The sequence below is a fragment of the Metapseudomonas otitidis genome, from assembly GCF_900111835.1.
In the GTDB taxonomy this organism is placed as follows: domain Bacteria; phylum Pseudomonadota; class Gammaproteobacteria; order Pseudomonadales; family Pseudomonadaceae; genus Metapseudomonas; species Metapseudomonas otitidis.
In genome coordinates, this window is sequence record NZ_FOJP01000011.1 from 22,421 (window position 1) to 44,190 (window position 21,770).

A 21,770-nucleotide genomic window follows, 5' to 3' on the forward strand; every position below is an offset into this window, starting at 1 on the left:
CGCCGGACCCTGGACGGACGGCACCCCCAACCCGCGTTTGGCCGTGATGCACGGCCGCATCCATGGCTTGAGCCCCCACCGGGCTTGAGCGCAGAATGGCCCGCCCACGGGCACGGCCCGTACCGCTCATACCAAGGAACCCCAATGACCAAGCTCCGTCTCGTTTGCTCCGCCATCGTGCTGGCCTGTGCCAGTGGCCAGGTGTTTGCCGATGCCGCCAGCCATGCCGCCAATGCCGAGCGCTTCCTCAAGCTCGCCCATGCCGACAAGCTGACCGTGCCGGTGTACGCCCAGGTGCAGCAGATGTTTGCCCAGAACTTCCAGAAGGCCAACGCGCCGGCCGACAAGAAGGCCACCCTGGAGCGCTACCAGGCCAAGGCCAATGCCGCCCTGGACAAGGCCGTGGGCTGGGACAAGCTGAAGCCGGAACTGGTGAAGATCTACACCACCAACTTCAGCGAATCCGAGCTGAAGGACCTGATCGCCTTCTACGAATCGCCCCTGGGCAAGAAGGTGCTGGAGAAGATGCCGTCCCTGACCGCGCAATCCGCCGAACTGACCCAGTCCCGCCTGGAATCCGCCGTGCCGGAAGTGAACAAGCTGCTGTCGGACATGAACGACGAGCTGGCACCCAAGGATCAGAAGAAGAAGTGATCGGAGCCCGCCATGAGCATGCGTGACCGTATCCTGGCCGCCTTCGCGGCCCTCGAGCCCCAGCACCTCGACGTGCTGGACGAGAGCCACATGCACAGCCGTGGCCAGGAAACCCACTACAAGGCGGTGATCGTCAGCCCGGTGTTCGCCGGGTTGAATGCGGTGCGCCGCCACCAGAAGGCCTACGCGGCCCTGGGCGAGCTGATGGGGCAGTTCCACGCCCTGGCCCTGCACACCTACACCCCCGAGGAGTGGGCGCAGCAGGGCGCGGCCCCGGATTCGCCGACCTGCCGTGGCGGCAGCAAGCACGACCACTGACGGTCGTCGCAACGAGGCCGGAGGTTTCCCGGAGCGATCCGCGGGGCTTCCGGCCTTTTCATTTGGGCGTCGCCCCGGCCCCTCAGGGGCGGTGCTTCAGGGCGCGGCGCCCTGGCTTCACTCGAAACAGGAGGCTTCATGGCCCGAATCCTCAGCAAGGACACCCGGCTGTGCATGTCGTTGTCCGGCCGCCCCGGCAACTTCGGCACGCGCTTCCACAACGCGCTCTACGACCTGCTGGAGCTGGACTACGTCTACAAGGCCTTCACCACCACGGACCTGCCGGCGGCCATCGGCGGTGTGCGGGCGCTGGGCATCCGGGGCTGTGCGGTGTCGATGCCCTTCAAGGAGGCCTGCATCCCTTATCTGGATGCCCTGGACCCATCGGCGGCGGTCATCGGCTCGGTGAACACCATCGTCAACGACGAGGGCCACCTGACGGGCTACAACACCGATTACCTGGCCGTAGTCAGCCTGGTGCGCAGCCATGCCGTGGACCCGACCTCGACGCTGCTGCTACGGGGCAGTGGTGGTATGGGCAAGGCCGTGGCCGTCGCCCTGCGCGACAGTGGTTTCGCCGGGGGCACCCTGGCAGCTCGCAACGCGTTGGCCGGGCAGGGACTGGCGCAGGCCTGTGGCTACGGCTGGGTGCCCTCGGCGGAGGGCCATGTGGCGCAGGTATTGGTGAACGTCACGCCGCTGGGCATGGACGGCGGCCCGGAGGCCGGCCAGTTGGCGTTCAGCGCCGAGCAGGTAGCGGCGGCCGAGGTGGTCTTTGATGTGGTGGCGATCCCGGTGGAGACGCCGCTGATCCGCCTTGCCCGTTCCCTGGGCAAGCGGGTGATCACCGGGGGCGAGGTCATCGTGCTGCAGGCGGTGGAGCAGTTCGTGCTCTACACCGGCGTGCGGCCCACGCCGGAGCAGATCCGCCAGGCGGAAGCGGTGGCCCGCGCTTGAGCGCGGGCCGTTGGGTCAGAAGGCGAGGGCTGCGGTGAGGCCGGCGCTGTTCCACTGCGCGTCGCTGCGCTGGGTGCGGCTGAAGCCGGCACCGAGGGTCAGGTCGCCCAGGTCGTAGCGCACGCCGAGGCGGGCTTCGAGGGTGTCGCGGCCCTGGCGGACGCCCGGGGTGGTGAAGGTTTCGCCACCCACCAGGAAGCGCGCCTGGGTATCGCTGCGGTCACCGATGCCGTCGTGCCAGGCCATCAGCGAGGCCTCCGGGGTGAGGCGGCCGCTGGCCAGGGGGAACAGGCCGGCCACCCGCAGGCCGGCGCCGACTTCGCCGCTTTCATAGCGGGAGCTTTCCACCTTCAGCGCGGCGGAGGAACCGCGCTCGCGGTAGCCGTCCAGCTCCACGCGGGTGTAGCGCATGCCGAGGCGGGGCTCCACCAGCAGGCTGTCCAGCTCCAGGCGGTAGCCGCCGATCAGGCTGGCGCCGTACTGCTGGCCGTCCTGGTCGCCGGAGGCGCGGGTGCCGGTGATGTAGCGACGGCTGTCGTGCTCGAACCAGCCCATGGACAGGCTGCCATCCACGAAGTAGGGGCCCCAGCCCTGGTGGGCGTAGAGGCTGACCAGGTGGCCCTTGGTGTCCAGCTTGTTACCGGTGTGGCTGTCGCTGTTGCCCTGGTAGTGGCTGTAGGCGATGCCTGCCAGGCCTTGGTCACCGAAGGCCTGTTCCAGGCCGAGGGCGATGCCCTGGGTGTCCTGGTCGAAGCCACGGGCACCGTCGCGCTCGCCGGTGTGCCCACGGTTGTCCAGCAGGCTGACCCAGGCGCGGGGGCCGCGTGCCGGGTCGCCGGCCGGTTCGTGGCGCTGCTGGGTGGCGCTCTCCAGAAGGCGCAGGCCGGCGATGGGGGCGAGGGCATTGGCACCGTTGGATTCAGGGGCCAGCTGCTCGGCGATCTCGGCGGTGCGGGCTGCATCGGCAGCGGCCAGGCTGAGGAACACTGGGTCATCGGCGGCCAGGGCCGGCATCTGCGCGGAGAAGCTCGCCAGGGCGCGCTGGGCGCGGCGCGAGGCGCCCTGGTTGGCTACCAGGCTGGCGGCGGCGCTGCCGCTGAGGGTTTCCACCTCGGCACTGAGCACCTGGCCATCGAAGCTGTGGCTGAGGACGCGCAGCAGGCCGGAAGTGCTTTGCGGGGCGTAGGGGGTATTGATCCAGGTGTTGGCGCTGATCAACTGGTAGGTGCGCGGGCCGCTCAGGCTGAAGTCGTTGGGTTTGGGGGTGATCAGGACTCGGCTGCCCTGGCTGTAATCGATTCCCACCAGTCCATTGACCCGGAAGAAGGGCGTGTTCGGGTCGGTGGCATTGCTGAGTACAAGGTTGAGGTCGGCGCTGGCCGTTTCGAAGTCACCGTTCAGGACGGTGCCTGGGTGCAGCAGGGTGAGGGTGCCGCTCTCCACGTCCAGGTAGCGCGAGTTGATGAGGGCACTGTCCAGGGTGACGCCGGCTCCTCCGACTTCTATCAGGCGCATGCCGGTGATATCGCCACGGATCTCGCCCCCCTCCAGCCACATGTAGTTGTCGCCTTGGCCCTTGACCGCCACCACGCCGCTGGTGAGGCCGCTCATCTGGGCATAGGTGCTCTCGCGCACGGTGCTGATATCCACGGCCACATCATCCGAGAGCACGCTGCCGTAGTTGGTCAGCCAGCGGTCATCGATGATGCGCGCGGCGGTTGCGCCGGTACCCCGTGCTTCGAGGGTGCCGTGGTTGAGCAGGTTGCGTTGACCGAGGGTCACGCCGGTGCTGATCGACAGCGCGGTTGCATTGGTGCCTTGGACGAAGATCGTGCCCTGGTTGTCCACCTGGCGTACGGTGCTGTATTCCAGTTCAAGGGCGATCGCGTTACTGCCAGTGGCGCGCAGGGTGCCTGCGTTGATCAGATCGCCGGAGATCACGGCGTTGTGGACCGCGAGATTGGCGGAGTCGGAGTAGCGGTTATCGTTGCTCTCGATCAGGCCATTGTTGATAAAGCTGCCGCCAATGGGGCCTGCCAGGTAGACATTGACGTCGGTAACGTCGCGGCTGATCAATTTGCCGTTGTTGACCATGTTTCCACTTACCCGACCGCCTTGCTCCAGATAGAGGGCGCCCTCGACATTGGGTATCGACGATCCGTCAATGGTCATGTCCGCGTTATTGACCAGGTCGCCATTGACTTGGCCAGTAATGAAGATCAGCGACTCCCGATTGGCATTGACACTGCCGGTCAGGGTCAGTCCGTTGTAGGTGCCTGAGAGGGTGGCTGGTGCTGTGTTGGTGATGTCGAAGGTATCGGCCTTTGCCGCCTGAGCCAGGGTGGCAAGGGTGATGGCAAGTGCGAGGTGATGGCGACGGGCAAGCGGGTGCATCATGTCAGGCATCCTTGTCTGGGTGGTCATTTGAAGGGCGGCGAGCCTAAGGGGACCTGCCGAAAGGGTCAAGAACCGTGAAGGCACAGTGATAGCGTTTCGTGCGTGGGGTCGCAAAAGCGCTTGGCCCCGGCCCGCTGGGTGCCGAGGTCGTTGCTTTCAACGTGACTCTTCGCCGTTCGCTCTGCAGCGGTTATCGACTGGGTACTTGTGCGGAACCGGCGCCTTCATCCAGGCGGCAGGATCGGACATCCCTGAGCGAGCCCGCCGCATGAAGACACCGCTGGACAGGGCTCGTTCAGCTTCGTTCAGGCAGGCTGTCGGGCCTTTCACCTGACCCGAGGTCCTGAACGTCATGATCCGTCGCGGACTCCTGTCTTCGCTCTGCCTGTCGCTGCTGCTGGCCCTGCCGGTGGCGGCCGAGGAGGCCTGGTACCTGCAGACCAGCGTCTACACCCGGCACTTCCATCCGGACCCCGAACACAACAACCACCAGAACCTCATCGGCCTGGAATACCAGGCCGATGACGGTGTGGTGGCGGGTGGGGCGACCTTCCGTAACTCGTTTCGCCAGCGCAGCCAGTACGCCTACGTGGGCAAGCGTTTCGACAGTGACGTGGCGCCGGTCTACCTGAAGGTGACCGGCGGGCTGCTGCAGGGTTACCGCGGCGAGTACCGCGACAAGATCCCGCTCAACCGCTTCGGCGTGGCGCCGGTGCTGATCCCGTCCCTCGGGGCCCGCCTGGGCCCGGTGGGTGGGGAGCTGGTGCTGCTGGGCAACTCGGCGATGATGGTGAACCTCGGGGTCTACCTCTAGCGGCTCAGGTGCCACTGTCGAGGAATTTCTCCAGGTACAGCCGGGTCTGGCCCAGTGCGTTGGACTCCAGCCAAGTCTTGACCGCGTCGACCATAGGCGGTGGCCCGCACACATAGAGGTCGCAGGCCTGTTCCCGCAGCGCATCGGCGTCCAGGTGTTCGGGCACGTAGCCCCGCGCGCCGCTCCAGTCGGCATCGCCGGGTTCGCTGACCACCGGGGTGAAGCGAAAGCCCGGCAGCCGCTCGGCATACCCTTCGATCCGCGCCTGTTCGCAGAGATCCGCCGCCTGGCGGACGCCGTGCAGCAGGTGGATGGGCTGCTGGCAGCCCTGTTCGGCCAGGGTGTCGAGCATGCCGAGGAAGGCCGATAGCCCCGTCCCACCAGCGGCCATGACTATCGGACGCTCCACCTGGCGCAGGTAGAAAGCCCCCAGCGGCGCTTCCAGTTGCAGGGTGTCGCCCACCTGGCAGCGTTCGCGCAGGTAGTCGCTCATCACCCCCTGGGGCAGCAGGCGGATGAGGAACTGCAGGCGATTGCCCGGGTTGGGGCGGTTGGCGAAGGAGTAGGCCCGGTGAGCCTCGGTGCCGGGCACCTGGAGCCGGGCGTACTGCCCGGGGAGGTAGTCCAGCGGGGCACCGTCCGCCTCGACTTCCAGGATCGCCGCTGCGGACGAGACCTGCTGCAGGGCGGTGACCCGGGCGTTGCGGTGCACCAGCGGTGCGGCGTTGCACAGGCTGGAGTCGAAATCGAAGCGGAAGGTGGCGTCGGACTGCACCCGCGTCTGGCAGGCCAGGATGTAGCGGCGGGCCACTTCGTCCGCCGACAGCGCTTCCTCATCGGCGTAGTCGAGGCTGTACTGGCCAGATTCGCATTGGCCCCTGCAGGTGCCGCAGACGCCTTCGCGGCAGTCGAGAGGGATGTTGAGGCCGTGGCGCAGGGCGGCGTCCAGCAGGCGCTCGTTGCCCTGCACGGTGAGGAACTGGGTTGTGCCGTCGGCGAAGCTGAGGGCGACCTTGTGATCCATGGGCGTGGGTCCGGTTCAGAGGTGATAGAAGTCGAGCACGGCATTGATCCGGTCGTTCAGCAACAGGATGTGCTTGCGGGTGATCAGCCAGCTGTCGCCATGGGGCTTGAGCCGGTAGGTGACGTGGCCGAAGAACTGCCCGCTCTCGCCCAGGCGATGGAACAGGGTGTGCCAGTTGGCGCGCACCTCCAGTTGGCCATCGGCCTGCTCGGCAATGCGCACGTTGGTGATGCTGTGCAGGGTGCGGGGCATGGGCACGGTGGATGCGGCCTTGCCGGTGCGGATGCGGAACACCCGGTCTTCCAGGCCGGCGCGGCTGGCGTAGTAGATCAGCGACATCTCGCGCTTGGGGTCGCGGGTGTAGACGTGCTCCGAGTCCCATTGCGGCAGGTGGAACTCGCACTGCTCGTCGAACAGCGCGAGGTAGGCGTCCCAGTCCTGGGCGTCGCACAACTCGCAGGTGCGGTAGAGGAATTGCTCGATCCGGTGCTGCAGCGGCGCGTTCATTCGGTCACCTCCTTGGGTTGCAGGGCCTTGCGTTCCAGCCCGTCGAGGAGGAAGCGCTGCCAGTGGCGGTGCTGGTTGACGTAGAGGCCTTCGTGGGTGCACTCCACACCGGTCATCAGCGGGGCGATGCCGAGGATCTCGCTGTTGCGGGTGGCGCCGGTGGCCCAGCGCGGGTGCCCGCGGGAGATGTCGCTCCAGCGTTCCAGGCGCCCCTGGAAACCACGCTGCTGTTCGCGGAACTCCACCAGGTCGTCGGGGGTGCCCATGCCGGAGACGTTGAAGAAGTCTTCGAACTGTCGGATGCGGCTCTCGCGGTCGGCGTCCGACTCGCCCTTGACGCCGATGCACTGGCTGATGATCTCGGTCTTGTTCCAGGCCAGCGGCCGCACGATGCGCAACTGGGAGCTGATCTGGTCCATGAAGAACAGGCTGGGGTAGATGTTCAGGTTGCGCAGGCGGTGCATCATCCACTCGGCCTTGGCCTGGCCGTAGGCCTCCACCAGGCGTGGCATCACGCTGGCGTAGCCGGGGCGCACGCTGGGGTTGGGCATGTCGCTGAACAGCACGCTGTGGCCGTTGTGGAAGGAGAACCAGCCGTCGTCGGTCTCGGCGTCGCCGGCGCCGAGCTTGCTGTAGTCGAGGGTGGCGCTGGCGGTCCCTTGTGCGGCGTCCACCTGCTGGCGGTGCTGCACGGTGGCCACGTAGTTGTAGTGCACGGTGCTCACGTGGTAGCCGTCGAGGCCGTTCTCGTTCTGCAGCTTCCAATTGCCGTCGAAGGTGTAGCTGGAACGGCCGGGCAGCACCTCCAGTTCACCGGTGGGGGACTGGGCCACCATCATGTCGAAGAACACCCGCGCATCGCCGAGGAAGTCCTCCAGGCGGTCGCTGCCGTGGATGTCGAGGCTGACGAAGACGAAGCCCTTGTAGCTCTCGATACGGGCCTTGCGCAGGCCGCGGGTGGCCTTGTCGAAGCATTCGGAATATTCGCCGGGGGCCTTCACCTTCAGCAGCCGGCCGTCGTTCTTGTAGCACCAGGCGTGGAAGGGGCAGGTGAAGGCGGACTGGTTGCCCTTGCCGACACGGGTGAGGGTGGCGCCGCGGTGCTGGCAGGCGTTGACCAGGGCGTGCAGCTGCCCGCTGGCGTCGCGGGTGACGATCAGTGGCTGGCGGCCGGCCTGCAGGGTGATGAAGTCGTTGGCGTTGGCGATCTCGCTCTCGTGGCAGGCGTAGATCCAGTTGCGCTCGAAGATCAGCTCCATCTCCAGTTCGAACAGCGCCGGCTCGGTGAACATGTCCCGGGCGATGCGGAATACGCCGTCGTGCGGGCGGAAGTCCAGGCAGCCGGTGATGTAGGCCTTCCAGTCGTCGAGGCTTCTTGTCGTGGTGGGCATGGGGGACTCCAGGCGGTGATTCGGTGGAGCGCATTAGGGGGCGCGGGTGGGGCGGGGGTCTATCCGCTTAGTGGGCGAACACTCGCCGGAAAATCCGTACTTCGGCGGGGCGTGGGGTAACGCTCGGGAGCCTCGGGGTAACGCTTCATGCGGTGGGGTAGGGTGCCCGTCCGTTTTGTCTATCCGGAAAGTTGAAGAAGCCTGTCCCAAAGATTCGATTCCGGCCTGTGGGACGGCCGTGGCATGGTGCTTGCCTTGATCCTGGCAATGCGCCGCCAGAGCGCGCTTCCATAAACCCTCATGGGTGCCGCGTGATGAACCTGAACGAATCCCCTCGTTGCCGGGGCCTGCTCGCCGATCGTTTCGACCTGGCGGGCGCCCGTGCCTGGATGGCGGCCATCTGCGGGCCGCACCGACTGGACGCCGCGCGCCCGGAGCGCATCCGCTTCCACCACAGTGGCAATGTCCTGCCCACCAGCGCCATCACCCTGGGCCATGTGGAGTACGGCACCGACGTCACCATCGGTGTCGGCGAGGAGGCCACCCTCGACTGCTACAGCCTCAGCCTGCCCCTGGGCGGCGAGCAGGAGCTGGACCTCGCCGGCCGTCGCCTGCGCTCCGACCCCGGGCTGGGCCTGGTGCTGTCGCCCGACCAGAGCCAGCGGCTGACCATCGCCGGCAACTGCCGCAAGCTGCAGGTGGCCATCCCGCGACGGGCGCTGGTGGAGGTGCTGGAGGCGTTGCTGGAGCGCAACGTCGTCCAGCCCCTGCACTTCGAACCGCAGATGGACGCGGTCGACGGGGCGACGGGTGCCTGGTGGCGCATGGCCCGCCATCTCACTGATGAGCTGGCACGGGGTGCGGCCCTCTACGGCCAGGGGCTGTTCTCCCGGGACCTGGAGAGCGCCTTCATCAAGGGGCTGCTGCTGGCCCAGCCGAACAGCTACAGCGACGAGCTGCAGGCGCGCCAGGCCCCGCAGCTGCCGCATTACCTGGTCCGGGCGCGGGACTTCATGCGCACCCACGCCCGGGAGAACCTCTGCCTGGAAGACATCGAGCGCGCTGCCGGCGTATCGCGCTTCAAGCTGTTCGAGGGGTTCCGCCGGCACTTCGGGGTGTCACCCATGGCCTTTCTCAAGCGCCATCGGCTGCTGGCGGTGCGCCAGGCGCTGCTGGACGACCACAGCCCGCGCAACGTCTCGGCCATCGCCATGGCCTGGGGCTTCACCCACCTGGGGCGTTTCTCCTGCGAGTACCGCAAGCTCTTCGGCGAGCCGCCCAGCGCCACCCTCCAGCGCCTGGCGGCGCAGCGGGACGCTTCCTGCTGAGCGAGCGGCCGTCCGTCCGCTTAATTCGAGTCGTCACCCGGTCGTCATCAACCTGTCACGGGCGGCGGACGACCATGGCCCGGACGCTGCCACCATTAGGACCCGTCCCATGGCGACAGACGGCGAAAGGCTTGATCCTTGGCCCTCGTCAACGTTGAAAGGAAAGATCAGGAAACAAACCCGGGCCCCCGGGCCTAGCCAAGCTTCGGAGCATGCCGTATGATCCGCCGCCTAGTACCTAGCTGTAAGTCAGTCCGGTCAGCTGTACTCCGCGACGTCCCCGCGCACCACGGCACCGGTCTCCTTGATGGTCACCTGAACGCAACTTCCCGCCCAATGGCGTTCCCGCGTTCCTGGCCAGCCATCCAGAAGTCTGATCAGGACAGCCGCCGGCCCAGAACCTTGCCGCGGCTACAACCTGGCACCCGAAGTACTTCGTCGGCTCACCTATCGTGGGTGGAACCAAATGCCGACTCATTCACTCCGATAAGGATCATCCGTTGCGCCCATTTGGGCGGCGGATTCGGAGTTTTATTACGCGGCCATGCCGCTTGTATGCAGGACATAACAACATGACCATTCATCATCAGGCCAAAGACGCCATCACCACCCTGACCCGCGCATTCGCTCCGCTGCAGTGCCAGATCACCGCCCCGTCCCGCAAGGGCGGCTTCAGCTTCACCATCGTCAGCGAGTACGGTGTTGCCTGCCACAGCCAGCGCCTCTACCCGGAGCACTACCGTGACTCCAGCCAGCTGCAGCAGGTGATCGACCGCGCCCAGCGTGCGCTGACCGCCTGAGGCGAGTCGGCGTTACCCAAAGCCCCGCACAAGCGGGGCTTTTTCATGCCCGTTGAAATGTGGAGACGAAGCAGGGCGGGCTTTTCGCCAGACGAAAAAAAGCAGCCCGGGGGGCGGGCTGCATGGATGGCCAAGGGGGATGGCCATGGGAGGAGCTAGGAGCAATACACGATCGGTTCGCGACCGCCACCAGCAGGGGCGGGTGGCAGCAGGGCTGCCGGCGAGTCGATGGGTGGCAGGATAGTCACCGGCTCCCGTGGCGGGAAATCACCTTAGGTAATAGTGACTATCGGCTGCGCTTATCGCCGTCCCCTCAGCGGTTGACGTCCACCACCACACGCCCGCGTACCTGGCCGTCCAGCAGCTCGCGGGCGACCGGCAGGGCTTCCTCCAGGCTGATCTCGCGGGTGATCGCGTCCAGCAGCGCCAGGTCCAGGTCACGGGCCAGGCGCTCCCAGGCCTCGATACGATCGGCCTTCGGGCGCATCACGCTGTCGATGCCGGCCAGGGTCACTCCACGCAGGATGAAGGGCGCGACGCTGGCGGGAAAATCCATGCCCTGGGCCAGGCCGCAGGCCGCGACCGCGCCGCCATAGCGGATGCCGGCGCAGACGTTGGCCAGGGTGTGGCTGCCGACCGAGTCGATGGCGCCGGCCCAGCGCTCCTTGCCCAGCGGGCGACCGGGTTCGGCGAGGCTGGCGCGGTCGATGATCTCGCTGGCACCCAGGCGCTTGAGGTAGTCCGCTTCCTGTGGTCGGCCGGTGGAGGCCGCCACCTGGTAGCCGAGGCGGGCGAGCAGGGCGATGGCGAAGCTGCCGACGCCCCCGTTGGCGCCGGTCACCAGCACCTGGCCCTTGTCCGGGGTCACGCCGTTGCGCTCCAGGGCCAGCACCGAGAGCATCGCGGTGTAGCCGGCGGTGCCGATGGCCATCGCCTGGCGCGGGGTGAAGCCGGCCGGCAGCGGGATCAGCCAGTCGGCCTTGAGGCGCGCCTTCTGAGCCAGGCCGCCCCAGTGCGTTTCGCCCACGCCCCAGCCATTGAGCAACACCTTGTCACCGGCCTTGAAAACGGGGCTGTCGCTGGCCTCCACGGTGCCGGCCAGGTCGATGCCGGCGACCATGGGGAAGCTGCGCACCACCGGGCTTTTGCCGGTGATGGCCAGGCCGTCCTTGTAGTTCAGGGTGCTGTAGTCGACCTTCACGGTGACCTCGCCCGCAGGCAGTTGCGCCTCGTCCAGCTCCGCCAGCGTGGCGCGGTAGCCGGTATCGTCCTTGTCGATCAGGATGCCTTTGAACATCGGGTGTCTCCTCGTGCGGAACCTAGGGAAAGGGACGGGCTAGCGCGGCAGCCCGGCGAGAAATCCTTGGATGAAGCAGTCCAGCGGCGCATTGCCGCGCACCAGCCGGGCGCGCAGCACGGCGCCTTCCCAGCCGATCCAGAAGAACGCGGCCCAGTGCGCGCAATCCGCCTCCGGAGCCAGCTCGCCTTCGGCCTTGGCGGCCTCCAGGCACAGCGCCAGGCGCTGCTGCCAGCTGAGCAGGATGGCCTCCAGGGATTCGCGGAAGGCCTCCGGCAGCTGGGTCACCTCCTGGCCCAGGTTGCCCACCAGGCAGCCCCGGCGGTAATCGAAGCGTTGCATGCCGGCCTTGGCGTCCTCGACGAAGGCGGCGATGCGCGCCAGCGGTGGGCGCGACGCGTCCAGCAGGCAGCGGTCCAGCTTGCGCGCGAAGTAGTCGGCATAGTTCGCTAGCACCGCGTGGCCGAAGTCTTCCTTGCTCTGGAAGTAGTGGTAGAACGAGCCCTTGGGCACGCCGACGCGGCTCAGCACCGCATCGATGCCGGTGCTGAGGAAGCCCTGCTCGGTGAGGATTTCGGTGCCGCAACGCACCAGGGCGTCGCGGGTGTCGGGGTTGTCGCGATTGACCTTGGGTGGTCGGCCGCGACGGGGCGTGGGTGTGGAATCGGTCATGGCGGGGGATATTAGACCGACTGTCTAGAAAATCAATGGCGGGTGCGCCGCATCGCCCGCACCCGCCTCGCGCCGCACCCCTTATCCGGCAGCGACGAGCTGGCGGATCGCCTGCTCGAAATACTCCGCCGGCTGGCCACCGCTGATCAGGTGGCGGCCGTTGAGGATCACCGACGGCACCGAGCGGATGCCGTGGCTCGTGTAGAAGTGTTCCTCCTCGCGCACCTCCTCGGCGAAGCGGCCGGACTCCAGCACCTCCCGTGCCGCCCCGGCATCCAGCCCGGCGGCTGCGGCCACCTCCACCAGCACCGCGCGGTCGCTGGGATTGCGCCCCTCGCTGAAGTAGGCGGCCAGCAGGCCCTGCTTGAGCGCCAGCTGGCGGCCTTCCAGCCCGGCCCAGTGCAGCAGGCGGTGGGCGTCGAAGGTGTTGTAGATGCGCCCGCGCGCCTGCATGTCGAAGCGGAAGCCCACCTCGGCGCCGCGCTGGCGGATGTGCTCGCGGTTGGCCGCCACCTGCTCCGGCGTGCTGCCGTACTTCTGCTGGATGTGTTCGACGATGTCCTGGCCTTCCGGCGGCATGTCGGGGTTCAGCTCGAAGGGCTTGAAGGCGAGCGTGACCGCCACCTCGTCGCCAAGGTTGGCGATGGCCTGCTGCAGCGCGCCCAGCCCCACCGCGCACCAGGGGCAGACCACGTCGGATACGAAGTCGATGTGGATGGCCTTGCTCATGGGCATGCTCCGTGAAAGATGAAAGGCGCCCAGTCTATGCCTCGAAAGCCCGTACCGCGACGTATCGCACGGCTGTCATCGGCAGGCAGTAAAAAAACAGCGGGCGGGTGCCGCTTGGCGGCTTGCGTCGGCGGCATCTTCAACCATGCTTGCTAATCCATCCCGGCTGCTTCGCCGCTCGCGTCCTCGAGCGGCCGTGCCGTTCCCGTCCCGAACCCATCCCGACCATCACGAGGTGAGCCATGGCCCGCGCCACATCCATCGACCGTTACCGCAACATCGGCATCGTGGCCCATGTGGATGCCGGCAAGACCACCACCACCGAGCGGATCCTGTTCTACACCGGGGTCAACCACAAGATGGGCGAGGTGCACGACGGCGCCGCCACCATGGACTGGATGGTGCAGGAGCAGGAGCGCGGCATCACCATCACATCCGCCGCCACCACCGCCTTCTGGTCCGGCTCGGCCAAGCAGTACGACAAGCACCGCTTCAACATCATCGACACCCCCGGCCACGTCGACTTCACCATCGAAGTCGAACGCTCCTTGCGGGTGCTGGACGGCGCCGTGGTGGTGTTCAGCGGCGCCGACGGCGTCGAGCCGCAATCCGAGACGGTCTGGCGCCAGGCCAACAAGTACGGCGTGCCGCGCATCGCCTACGTCAACAAGATGGACCGCGCCGGCGCCAACTTCCTCTGGGTGGTCGGGCAGATCCGCCAGCGCCTCGGCCACACCCCGGTGCCCATTCAGCTGCCCATCGGTGCCGAGGAGAACTTCGAGGGCCAGATCGACCTGCTGAAGATGAAGGCCATCTACTGGAACGACGCCGACCAGGGCACCAGCTTCCGCGAGGAGGCGATCCCCGAGGCCCTGCTCGCCGAGGCCGAGTCCTGGCGGGAGAAGCTGGTGGAGGCTGCTGCCGAAGCCAACGAGACGCTGATGAACAAGTACCTCGAAGGCGAAGCCCTGAGCCTGGAGGAGATCAAGGCCGGCCTGCGCCAGCGCACCATCGCCTGCGAGATCGTCCCCGCCGTGCTGGGCTCCTCCTTCAAGAACAAGGGCGTGCCGCTGGTGCTCGATGCGGTCATCGACTACCTGCCGGCACCCACCGAGATCCCGGCCATCAAGGGCACCCACCCGGACGACGAGAACCACCACGACGAGCGCCACGCCACCGACGACGAACCGTTCTCCGCCCTGGCCTTCAAGATCGCCACCGACCCCTTCGTCGGCACCCTGACCTTCACCCGCGTCTACTCCGGCGTGCTCAGCTCCGGCGACTCGGTGCTCAACTCGGTCAAGGGCAAGAAGGAGCGGGTCGGCCGCATGGTGCAGATGCACGCCAACACCCGCGAAGAGATCAAGGAGTGCCGGGCCGGCGACATCGCCGCGCTGATCGGCATGAAGGACGTCACCACCGGCGACACCCTGTGCGACATCGACAAGCCGATCATCCTCGAACGCATGGACTTCCCCGAGCCGGTGATCTCAGTCGCCGTCGAGCCCAAGACCAAGGCCGACCAGGAGAAGATGGGCATCGCCCTCGGCAAGCTCGCCCAGGAGGACCCGTCCTTCCGCGTGCGCTCGGACGAGGAGTCGGGGCAGACCATCATCTCCGGCATGGGCGAGCTGCACCTGGACATCCTCATCGACCGCATGAAGCGCGAGTTCAACGTCGAGGCCAACATCGGCAAGCCCCAGGTCGCCTACCGCGAGAAGATCCGCAACCGCTGCGAGATCGAAGGCAAGTTCGTCCGCCAGTCCGGCGGGCGCGGCCAGTTCGGCCATTGCTGGGTGCGCTTCGAGCCGGGCGAGGAGGGCAAGGACACCCTCGAATTCCACAACGAAGTGGTCGGCGGCGTGATCCCCCGCGAATACATCCCGGCCATCCAGAAGGGCATCGAGGAGCAGATGAAGAACGGCGTGCTGGCCGGCTACCCGCTGCTCGGCCTCAAGGCCACCGTGTTCGATGGCTCCTACCACGACGTCGACTCCAACGAGATGGCGTTCAAGATCGCCGCCTCCATGGCCACCAAGCAGCTGGCGCAGCACGGCGGCGCGGTGCTGCTGGAGCCGATCATGAAGGTCGAGGTGGTCACCCCCGAGGACTACATGGGCGACATCATGGGCGACCTCAACCGCCGGCGCGGCCTCATCCAGGGCATGGACGAAGTGCCGGCGGGGCGGGTGATCCGCGCCGAGGTGCCGTTGGGCGAGATGTTCGGCTACGCCACCGTGGTGCGTTCCATGTCCCAGGGGCGGGCCAGCTACTCCATGGAGTTCTCCCGCTATGCCGAGGCGCCGGCCAACATCGCCGACGCCATCATCAAGGGGCATGCCTGAGCCGGTCCGGCGGGCCCCAGCGGGCCCGCCGTGTCAGGCGGAGCGGCGGGCGAGGCTGGCCATCTCCAGCGCCACGTCGCGGATCAGCGCGTGCATGCGGCGTTTGCAGAACACCGCCTCGCCGTCGAAGGCGCGGGTCAGCTCCAGCCGGTCGTTGCGGCACATCGACAGCAGCCACTTGCCGTCGGGGCGCGGAGTGACGGCCACGCTGTGGTCGGGAAAGGCGTCGTAGATGTCCTTGATGGCGGTGAACATGGTCCTTCCTCGTGGTGTGTTTGGACCTGACCGCCAATGCAGGGCCCGTGCCAGCGTCCCGACGGGCGGCAACGCCCGTGCGGCCGGCCTTGCCGCAGGCGCGCCGCCCCAGGTTTCGTGCAGCCTGCACGATGCGGCCTGCGAAGGCCGGGCAACCTGCATGACGGCATGGCGCGGAAGCCCGGCTGCTGGCTATGCTGCTGCCCCATGAACGACGCCTTCCCCCTGCGCGCCCCCTGCCCACCGGGCACCTGCGACTGCGACCGTGACCGCCTGCTGGAAACGCCGGGGGCCGACCTGCGTGCCCTGCGCCTCACCCGCATGGAAGAGAAGCGCCTGCTGGAGCGCCTGGAGCAGCTGCGGGACCTGGACGACCTCCACCACATGCAGCAGCGCCTGTTCGACCTGCTGGGCGTACGCCTGCACCTGGGCCCGGGCCACAACGAGGTGCGCAGCATGCGTGGCCTCGACATCCGCCTGGAGCCCATGCCGGGCCTGTGCCGCAAGGTGCGCCAGTCCGTGCCGGCGGCCATTCGCCGGGCCCTGGAGCAGCGCCCCGAGATCGCCTGGCGCCTGCTGGACGCCCACGACCTGCTGCGTGACGCCTGAGCGTCATGTCCGACGTGCAGACTGCCCCCATAGACCCGCCGAGCCGCACCATGCCCGACACCCCTGCCGAGCCCCTGACCCCCGTCGCACCCACCGCCGTCAGCCTGCGCGAGGCGTTGCCGTTCTGGCTGCGGCTCGGCTTCATCAGCTTCGGCGGGCCGGCCGGGCAGATCGCGATCATGCACCAGGAGCTGGTGGAGCGGCGGCGCTGGCTCTCCGAGCGGCGCTTCCTGCATGCCCTCAACTACTGCATGGTCCTGCCCGGGCCGGAGGCCCAGCAGCTGGCCACCTACCTGGGCTGGCTGATGCACCGCACCCTCGGCGGCGTGCTGGCAGGCGTGCTGTTCGTGCTGCCTTCCCTGGTGCTGCTGATCGGCCTGGCCTGGGCCTACCTGGTGTATGGCGAGCAGCCCCTGGTGGCCGGGGTGTTCCGGGGCATCAAACCGGCCGTCACCGCGCTGGTGCTGCACGCCGCCTGGCGCATCGGCTCGCGCACCCTGCATGACCCGGGCCTCAAGCTGCTGGCCGTGGTCGCCTTCCTCGCCGTGTTCGCCCTGGATGCGCCGTTCCCCCTGGTGGTGCTGGGTGCCGGCCTGGCCGGCTGGATCGGCGGGCGCCTGGCGCCCTCGCGCTTCCAGCCGCGCGGCCACGCCGGCAGCGTGGCCCACCACGGGCCGGCCCTGATCGACGACGACACGCCTCCACCACCCCACGCGCGTTTCAACCCGCGTCGGCTGGCGGTCCTGCTGCTGGTGGGCGGGGTGTTGTGGGCGCTGCCCATGGGGCTGCTGCTGGCGGCCTTCGGCCCCGAAGGCACCTTCACCCAGATGGGCTGGTTCTTCACCAAGGCCGCGCTGCTGACGTTCGGCGGCGCCTACGCGGTGCTGCCCTATGTGTTCCAGGGCGCGGTCGAGCACTACGGCTGGGTCAGCGCCACCCAGATGATCGACGGCCTGGCCCTCGGCGAGAGCACGCCGGGCCCGCTGATCATGGTGGTGGCCTTCGTCGCCTTCATCGGCGGCTATGCGCAGCAGGTGTTCGGCCCCGAGCAGGCCTTCCTCGCCGGCGCCGCCGCCGCCGTGCTGGTCACCTGGTTCACCTTCCTGCCGTCGTTCCTGTTCATCCTCGCCGGCGGGCCGCTGGTGGAGTCCACCCATGGCGAGCTGCGCTTCACCGCGCCGCTGACGGCCATCAGCGCGGCCCTGGTGGGGGTGATCCTCGACCTCGCGCTGTTCTTCGGCTATCACGTGTTCTGGCCCTCGGGGTTCGGCGGGCACTTCGACTGGGCCTCGGCCGTGCTGGCCGGGCTCGCCGCCCTGGCGCTGCTGCGCTGGCAGCGTGGGGTGATCGAAGTGCTCGCCTGCGCCGGTGGGCTCGGGCTGTTGCTGCAGTGGGCGGGGATCTGATCCGTCCAGGCTGCGGCCATCTGTAGCTTTTCCGACAGCGGGCCCGGCAGTAGGCTCGCTGCCGTTTCGCAAGCCCGGCTTGCTCCCATTGGCTCGGCAAAGGACTCCGACATGAACCTGCCCCTCCCGCCCCAGGCCCTCCGCTTCATTGGCGACGCCCCCCTCGAACGTGACGAAGTGGGGGAATCGCCCTGTCCCGTCTACGCCTTCGAGCAGCGCGGCGAGCTCTTCTTCCTCAAGCTGTCACCGGCCATCTACGCCCCCACCACCTACAGCGTGGTGCGCGAGGCCGCCGTGCTCGACTGGCTGACCGGGCGCCTCCCGGTGCCGGAACTGGTGCTGGTGGAGGAGAGCGAGGAGCACGCCTGCATGATCACTCGCGCCGTGCCCGGCGTGCCCCTGTACGACCTGGTGGACGACGGCCAGCACGAGCGCGTGCTGGCGGCCTTCCAGGAAGCGTTGCGGCAATTGCAGGGTGTGCCCGTGGACGGCTGCCCGCTGCGCGCCGGCATCGCCGAGCGCCTGCGGGAGCTGGACCACCTGTTGGCCAACCGGCTGCTGGCCGACGACGTCGACCTCACCCAGTGGCCCGGCCTGGAAACCACCGGTGACCTGCTGGCGCTGCTGCACAAGGGCCTGCCCGACGAGGGCCGGGTGTTCGCCCACGGCGACCTGGGGGACAGCAACCTGTTCATCGACAAGCGCGACCGCCTGTACTTCATCGACCTGGGACGCGGCGGCGTGGCCGACCCCTGGATGGACATCGCCTTCGCCCACCGCAACCTGAGCGAGGAGATCTCCCCGGCCTTCGCCGACCGCCTGCTGGCGGAGCTGCCCTACCCGGACCAGCCGGAGCGGCGGCGTTACTTCCAGCAGCTCGACGAACTCTTCTAGACGCCCGCCCTCGGCCCCAGTTGCGCGGCGTAGCGCCAGCAGGCGAACGCCGCCAGGGCCAGGCCGGCAAGCGCCAGGCTGCCGCCAACCACCCCCACCTGGGCCAGCCCGACATGGCTGCTGACCAGGCTGCCCAGCAGCGCACCGCCGCCGATGCCGACGTTGTAGAGGCCGGAGAACAGCGCCATGGCCACGTCCGTGGCGTCGTGGGCCTGGCGCAGCACCGCCGACTGCTGGGACAGGCTGAAGGCCAGGATCGCCACCCCCCAGAACAGGCTCAGGCCGGCCAGGGCGAGCCGGCTCGAAGCCAGCGGCAGCAGCAGGAACAGGCACACCGCCAGCAGCAGGGTGGAGGCCAGCAGGAAGGCCCGTGGGCGGCCCTCGCTGTAGCGGCTGAACAGCACCGAACCGAACAGCCCCGCGCCGCCGAACAGCAGCAGGAGCAGGGTGGTCATGCGCCCCTCCAGCCCGGCCACCTGGCGGCTGAAGGGCTCGATGTAGGTGTAGGCGGTGAACTGCGCGGTGATCACGATCACCGTCAGCGCATAGAGCGCCAGCAGCGCCGGGCGCTTGAGCAGCACCGGCAGGCTGCGCAGGGAACCGGAGTTCTGGCTCGGCAGGCGCGGCAGCGTGCGTGCCAGGAAGGCCAGGGTCAGTAGCGACAGCCCGGCGATGGCGAGGAAGGTGGTGCGCCAGCCCATGGCCTCGCCCAGCACCCGCCCCAGGGGGATGCCCAGCACCATCGCCAGGATGGTGCCGGTGGCCAGCAGCCCCAGCGCTTTGGCCTGTCGCCCCGGCGGGGCCACGCGCACCGCCAAAGACGCCGTGATGGACCAGAACACCGCATGGGCCAGGGCGATGCCGATGCGGCTGGCCATCAGCGTGGCGAAGCTGGTGGCCAGGCCCGAGGCCACGTGGCTGGCGGCGAACAGCAGGAACACCCCCACCAGCAGGCGGCGCCGCTCGATGTTGCGGGTCACCAGCATCATCGGCAGGGAGGCCAGGGACACCACCCAGGCGTAGACGGTGAGCATCAGGCCCACCTGGTCGGGGCTCATGTCGAAGCTGTGGCCGATGTCGCTGAGCAGCCCCACGGGCACGAACTCGGTGGTGTTGAAGATGAAGGCGGCCAGCGCCAGGGCCATCACGGCCAGCCAGCTGCCCTGGCGGGCGTCCTCGGAAGGGGTGTCCATCGGTGGGGTCGTCTCGTTCAGGTGGGTTCACGCACCCCGGCGGCAGGACCCGGCGACGGCTTCGCCACCCGGTGCGGATGGCCAGGGAGGGGAGCGGCGGGCTTGTTGTAGGTATGGAGGGGGATACGACGCGTGGCGGATTCTACGCCGCCCGCCCGGGCACTGCACTCCGGGCGGGCGTCGTCGGTCAGGCGTGGCGCGGCACCACGCGGTAGCACGGCTCGTAGGCGGCACCGCCGGGCAGCTTCATGCGGTGCTGCTCGACGAAGGCCTGCAGCAGCCGGTCCAGCGGGTCCATGATCGCGGGGTCGCCGTGGATCTCGTACGGGCCGTGCTCCTCGATCAGGCGGATGCCGGTGGCCTTGACGTTGCCGGCGACGATGCCGGAAAACGCGCGCCGCAGGTTGGCGGCCAGCTCGTGGGGCGGCAGGTCGCGGCTCAGGTCCAGCGCTGCCATGTTGGCGTGGGTGGGGTCGAACGGGTGCTGGTAGCGCTCGTCGATCTTCAGCAGCCAGTTGAAGTGGAAGGCATCGTTGCGCTCGCGGCGGAACTGCTTCACCTCCTTCAGCCCGGCCGAGAGGGTGCGGGCCACCTCGGCAGGGTCGTTGATGATGATGCGGTAGCGCGCCTGGGCCTCGGCCCCGAGGGTGGCGCCGACGAAGGCGTGCAGCTGCTCCAGGTAGGCGGCGGCGCTCTTCGGCCCGGTGAGCACCACCGGGAAGGGCAGCTCGCGGTTGTCCGGGTGCATGAGGATGCCCAGCAGGTAGAGGAACTCCTCCGCCGTGCCCACGCCACCGGGGAAGATGATGATGCCGTGGCCGACACGGACGAAGGCCTCCAGGCGCTTCTCGATGTCCGGCAGGATCACCAGCTCGTTGACGATGGGGTTCGGCGCCTCGGCGGCGATGATGCCCGGCTCGGTCAGGCCCAGGTAGCGACCGCCGACCACCCGCTGCTTGGCGTGGCCGATGGTGGCGCCCTTCATCGGGCCCTTCATCACGCCGGGGCCGCAGCCGGTGCAGATGTCCAGGTTGCGCAGGCCCAGCTCGTGGCCGACGCGCTTGGTGTACTTGTATTCCTCGGTGCTGATGGAGTGGCCGCCCCAGCACACGACGATGCGCGGCTCCACGCCCGGGCGCAGGGTGCGGGCGTTGCGCAGCAGGTGGAAGACGTAGTCGGTGATGCCCTGGGAGCTCTCCACATCGATGCGCAGGCTGTCCAGCTCGCTGGCGGCATAGACGATGTCGCGCAGGGCGCTGAACAGCATCTCGCGGGTGCTGGCGATCATCTCGCCGTCGACGAAGGCGTCGGCCGGGGCGTTCAGCAGTTCCAGGCGCACGCCCCGGTCCTGCTGGTGGATGCGCACCTCGAAGTCCTTGTAGGCATCGAGGATGGTCTTGGCGTTGTCGATGTGGGCGCCGGTATTGAGGATGGCCAGGGCGCACTGGCGGAAGAGGGTGTAGACGCTGCCGGAGCCGGCCTGGCTCAGCTGTTGCACTTCACGTTGGGAGAGGGTCTCGAGGCTGCCCTTGGGGCTCACCGAGGCATTGATCACGTGTCTTTGCGGCATTTCAGATTCCATGGCTGGGATGCGAGGGCATCCGGGGGTGAAAGTCGCCGGGCGCTTTCCTGCGCTGGCGCAGTCGGCCGCTGCTCGCTGCCGGGCGAGGACGGGCCGGGAGGGGGATTCTACGCATCCTGTGCGGTGCCCGCGCAACGGGCATCCCCTGTGACAAGCCTGGACAGGCTTTGGTTGCAGGGCGATGAAGGCCGATGCACGGTCGCACCGCCCGTCCGTGCTGCCTGCGCGACAGTGGACAGCCGCTGCGCTGCGATTATTCTGGCGTCATTCCTCCGACCCTTGCGGACGCTTCCCCATGACCCTCACACCCGACGACATCGCGCGGTTGTTCGAGCTCTACCTGCCCGACCACGCCTGCGGCGTGACCCGCCAGGAGGACGGCGCCTTCACCCTGCAGTTCACCCACCGCAGCCGCCACGACGTGCTCACCGTCCCTGGCCTGGCGGCCAGCCAGTTGGCCTCGGCCGGGCTCATCAAGCGCCTCAGCCTCGGCCTGGCCGAGGAATTCGCCGCCGCCGCCCGCAGCCACCTGGCCTTTCGCCTCGCCTGAAGGCAAGCCGGTCCCGGCCCTGTAGAATCACCGCCCTGATCGCAACGA

The 21,770-nt window shown here is 68.1% G+C and carries 21 protein-coding genes; 11 read left to right on the forward strand and 10 right to left on the reverse strand.

Translation table 11 applies throughout. The annotated features are described in order from the left end of the window. The first annotated feature begins 144 nt into the window (after positions 1-144). The 3 genes from BM198_RS15210 to BM198_RS15220 all read left to right on the forward strand — a co-directional run bounded on the left by BM198_RS15210 (position 145) and on the right by BM198_RS15220 (position 1,929). Positions 145-654, forward strand: coding sequence for a DUF2059 domain-containing protein (locus BM198_RS15210; RefSeq protein WP_044406612.1), 510 nt, complete (start codon positions 145-147; stop codon positions 652-654). Positions 655-666: 12 nt separating this feature from the next. Next, positions 667-972 carry a BolA family protein gene (locus BM198_RS15215; RefSeq protein ID WP_044406615.1) on the forward strand — a complete coding sequence of 102 codons (306 nt, stop codon included), beginning with the start codon at positions 667-669 and terminating at the stop codon, positions 970-972. 138 nt (positions 973-1,110) lie between these two features. After that, the gene (locus BM198_RS15220) at positions 1,111-1,929 is read left to right on the forward strand and encodes a shikimate 5-dehydrogenase (protein ID WP_074971028.1); all 819 of its coding nucleotides are present in this window, start codon (positions 1,111-1,113) and stop codon (positions 1,927-1,929) included. A 15-nt stretch (positions 1,930-1,944) separates the two neighbouring features. Here BM198_RS15220 and BM198_RS15225 read toward each other — a convergent pair whose 3' ends face one another. Further along, positions 1,945-4,326 carry an autotransporter family protein gene (locus tag BM198_RS15225; protein ID WP_074971030.1) on the reverse strand — a complete coding sequence of 794 codons (2,382 nt, stop codon included), beginning with the start codon at positions 4,324-4,326 and terminating at the stop codon, positions 1,945-1,947. Between the two features lie 370 nt (positions 4,327-4,696). Between BM198_RS15225 and BM198_RS15230 the strand changes: the two genes are divergently transcribed. Then, positions 4,697-5,140 carry a sn-glycerol-3-phosphate transporter gene (locus BM198_RS15230; RefSeq protein WP_074971329.1) on the forward strand — a complete coding sequence of 148 codons (444 nt, stop codon included), beginning with the start codon at positions 4,697-4,699 and terminating at the stop codon, positions 5,138-5,140. Between the two features lie 4 nt (positions 5,141-5,144). Here BM198_RS15230 and antC read toward each other — a convergent pair whose 3' ends face one another. From antC to antA, 3 genes are read right to left on the reverse strand one after another with little or no spacing between them, the layout of a single operon-like run. Beyond that, positions 5,145-6,164: an anthranilate 1,2-dioxygenase electron transfer component AntC gene (antC, locus tag BM198_RS15235; protein ID WP_074971032.1), complete on the reverse strand. Its 1,020-nt coding sequence runs from the start codon at positions 6,162-6,164 to the stop codon at positions 5,145-5,147. Positions 6,165-6,179: 15 nt separating this feature from the next. Next, positions 6,180-6,671: an anthranilate 1,2-dioxygenase small subunit gene (gene antB, locus BM198_RS15240; protein ID WP_074971034.1), complete on the reverse strand. Its 492-nt coding sequence runs from the start codon at positions 6,669-6,671 to the stop codon at positions 6,180-6,182. Next, positions 6,668-8,062: an anthranilate 1,2-dioxygenase large subunit gene (gene antA / locus BM198_RS15245; RefSeq protein ID WP_074971036.1), complete on the reverse strand. Its 1,395-nt coding sequence runs from the start codon at positions 8,060-8,062 to the stop codon at positions 6,668-6,670. Before antA ends, antB begins: the two co-directional genes overlap by 4 nt. Before the next feature lie 314 nt (positions 8,063-8,376). Here antA and BM198_RS15250 point away from each other — a divergent pair, with 314 nt between their 5' ends. Both BM198_RS15250 and BM198_RS15255 read left to right on the forward strand, forming a co-directional pair. Next, positions 8,377-9,390, forward strand: a complete 1,014-nt coding sequence (locus BM198_RS15250) for an AraC family transcriptional regulator (RefSeq protein WP_074971038.1) — start codon at positions 8,377-8,379, stop codon at positions 9,388-9,390. 572 nt (positions 9,391-9,962) lie between these two features. After that, a complete protein-coding gene (locus BM198_RS15255) occupies positions 9,963-10,190 on the forward strand; it encodes a hypothetical protein (protein WP_044404113.1) in 228 nt (75 codons plus the stop codon). Between the two features lie 313 nt (positions 10,191-10,503). On the opposite strand, the gene acuI is transcribed toward BM198_RS15255, so the two are convergent. The 3 genes from acuI to BM198_RS15270 form a co-directional block, all read right to left on the reverse strand. Beyond that, positions 10,504-11,487, reverse strand: a complete 984-nt coding sequence (gene acuI / locus BM198_RS15260; protein ID WP_074971040.1) for an acrylyl-CoA reductase (NADPH) — start codon at positions 11,485-11,487, stop codon at positions 10,504-10,506. Between the two features lie 39 nt (positions 11,488-11,526). Then, complete coding sequence (acuR, locus tag BM198_RS15265) at positions 11,527-12,159, reverse strand: acrylate utilization transcriptional regulator AcuR (protein ID WP_074971042.1); 633 nt, start codon at positions 12,157-12,159, stop codon at positions 11,527-11,529. An 81-nt stretch (positions 12,160-12,240) separates the two neighbouring features. Further along, positions 12,241-12,888, reverse strand: a complete 648-nt coding sequence (locus BM198_RS15270) for a DsbA family oxidoreductase (protein WP_074971044.1) — start codon at positions 12,886-12,888, stop codon at positions 12,241-12,243. A 242-nt stretch (positions 12,889-13,130) separates the two neighbouring features. On the opposite strand from BM198_RS15270, the gene fusA reads away from it, so the two are divergent. Then, on the forward strand, positions 13,131-15,233 hold the full coding sequence (gene fusA / locus BM198_RS15275) for an elongation factor G (protein WP_074971046.1): 2,103 nt from the start codon (positions 13,131-13,133) through the stop codon (positions 15,231-15,233). Positions 15,234-15,266: 33 nt separating this feature from the next. On the opposite strand, the gene BM198_RS15280 is transcribed toward fusA, so the two are convergent. Continuing rightward, entirely contained in the window at positions 15,267-15,488 is a 222-nt protein-coding gene (locus BM198_RS15280; protein WP_044404098.1) for a hypothetical protein, read from the reverse strand. Between the two features lie 207 nt (positions 15,489-15,695). On the opposite strand from BM198_RS15280, the gene BM198_RS15285 reads away from it, so the two are divergent. The 3 genes from BM198_RS15285 (at position 15,696) to BM198_RS15295 (ending at position 18,397) form a co-directional block, all read left to right on the forward strand. Then, positions 15,696-16,097: a hypothetical protein gene (locus tag BM198_RS15285; RefSeq protein ID WP_044404095.1), complete on the forward strand. Its 402-nt coding sequence runs from the start codon at positions 15,696-15,698 to the stop codon at positions 16,095-16,097. 50 nt (positions 16,098-16,147) lie between these two features. After that, entirely contained in the window at positions 16,148-17,503 is a 1,356-nt protein-coding gene (gene chrA / locus BM198_RS15290) for a chromate efflux transporter (protein ID WP_074971330.1), read from the forward strand. A 111-nt stretch (positions 17,504-17,614) separates the two neighbouring features. Further along, complete coding sequence (locus tag BM198_RS15295) at positions 17,615-18,397, forward strand: APH(3') family aminoglycoside O-phosphotransferase (protein WP_074971048.1); 783 nt, start codon at positions 17,615-17,617, stop codon at positions 18,395-18,397. Here BM198_RS15295 and BM198_RS15300 read toward each other — a convergent pair. After that, complete coding sequence (locus tag BM198_RS15300) at positions 18,394-19,590, reverse strand: sugar transporter (RefSeq protein WP_074971050.1); 1,197 nt, start codon at positions 19,588-19,590, stop codon at positions 18,394-18,396. The two genes, BM198_RS15295 and BM198_RS15300, sit on opposite strands and share 4 nt — an antisense overlap. Before the next feature lie 187 nt (positions 19,591-19,777). Then, entirely contained in the window at positions 19,778-21,160 is a 1,383-nt protein-coding gene (gene ppnN, locus BM198_RS15305; protein WP_044404085.1) for a nucleotide 5'-monophosphate nucleosidase PpnN, read from the reverse strand. A gap of 307 nt (positions 21,161-21,467) precedes the next feature. Here ppnN and BM198_RS15310 point away from each other — a divergent pair, with 307 nt between their 5' ends. After that, positions 21,468-21,722: a hypothetical protein gene (locus tag BM198_RS15310; RefSeq protein WP_074971052.1), complete on the forward strand. Its 255-nt coding sequence runs from the start codon at positions 21,468-21,470 to the stop codon at positions 21,720-21,722. Positions 21,723-21,770 lie beyond the last annotated feature (48 nt).

Coding starts and splice junctions, on each gene's coding strand:
- BM198_RS15210 (WP_044406612.1), top strand. CDS start 145: ATGACCAAGCTCCGTCTCGTTTGCTCCGCCATCGTGCTGGCCTGTGCC.
- BM198_RS15280 (WP_044404098.1), bottom strand. CDS start 15,488: ATGTTCACCGCCATCAAGGACATCTACGACGCCTTTCCCGACCACAGC.
- BM198_RS15215 (WP_044406615.1), top strand. CDS start 667: ATGAGCATGCGTGACCGTATCCTGGCCGCCTTCGCGGCCCTCGAGCCC.
- BM198_RS15220 (WP_074971028.1), top strand. CDS start 1,111: ATGGCCCGAATCCTCAGCAAGGACACCCGGCTGTGCATGTCGTTGTCC.
- BM198_RS15285 (WP_044404095.1), top strand. CDS start 15,696: ATGAACGACGCCTTCCCCCTGCGCGCCCCCTGCCCACCGGGCACCTGC.
- chrA (WP_074971330.1), top strand. CDS start 16,148: ATGCCCGACACCCCTGCCGAGCCCCTGACCCCCGTCGCACCCACCGCC.
- antC (WP_074971032.1), bottom strand. CDS start 6,164: ATGGATCACAAGGTCGCCCTCAGCTTCGCCGACGGCACAACCCAGTTC.
- fusA (WP_074971046.1), top strand. CDS start 13,131: ATGGCCCGCGCCACATCCATCGACCGTTACCGCAACATCGGCATCGTG.
- BM198_RS15295 (WP_074971048.1), top strand. CDS start 17,615: ATGAACCTGCCCCTCCCGCCCCAGGCCCTCCGCTTCATTGGCGACGCC.
- acuI (WP_074971040.1), bottom strand. CDS start 11,487: ATGTTCAAAGGCATCCTGATCGACAAGGACGATACCGGCTACCGCGCC.
- BM198_RS15225 (WP_074971030.1), bottom strand. CDS start 4,326: ATGATGCACCCGCTTGCCCGTCGCCATCACCTCGCACTTGCCATCACC.
- ppnN (WP_044404085.1), bottom strand. CDS start 21,160: ATGCCGCAAAGACACGTGATCAATGCCTCGGTGAGCCCCAAGGGCAGC.
- antA (WP_074971036.1), bottom strand. CDS start 8,062: ATGCCCACCACGACAAGAAGCCTCGACGACTGGAAGGCCTACATCACC.
- BM198_RS15300 (WP_074971050.1), bottom strand. CDS start 19,590: ATGGACACCCCTTCCGAGGACGCCCGCCAGGGCAGCTGGCTGGCCGTG.
- BM198_RS15270 (WP_074971044.1), bottom strand. CDS start 12,888: ATGAGCAAGGCCATCCACATCGACTTCGTATCCGACGTGGTCTGCCCC.
- acuR (WP_074971042.1), bottom strand. CDS start 12,159: ATGACCGATTCCACACCCACGCCCCGTCGCGGCCGACCACCCAAGGTC.
- BM198_RS15250 (WP_074971038.1), top strand. CDS start 8,377: ATGAACCTGAACGAATCCCCTCGTTGCCGGGGCCTGCTCGCCGATCGT.
- BM198_RS15255 (WP_044404113.1), top strand. CDS start 9,963: ATGACCATTCATCATCAGGCCAAAGACGCCATCACCACCCTGACCCGC.
- BM198_RS15310 (WP_074971052.1), top strand. CDS start 21,468: ATGACCCTCACACCCGACGACATCGCGCGGTTGTTCGAGCTCTACCTG.
- antB (WP_074971034.1), bottom strand. CDS start 6,671: ATGAACGCGCCGCTGCAGCACCGGATCGAGCAATTCCTCTACCGCACC.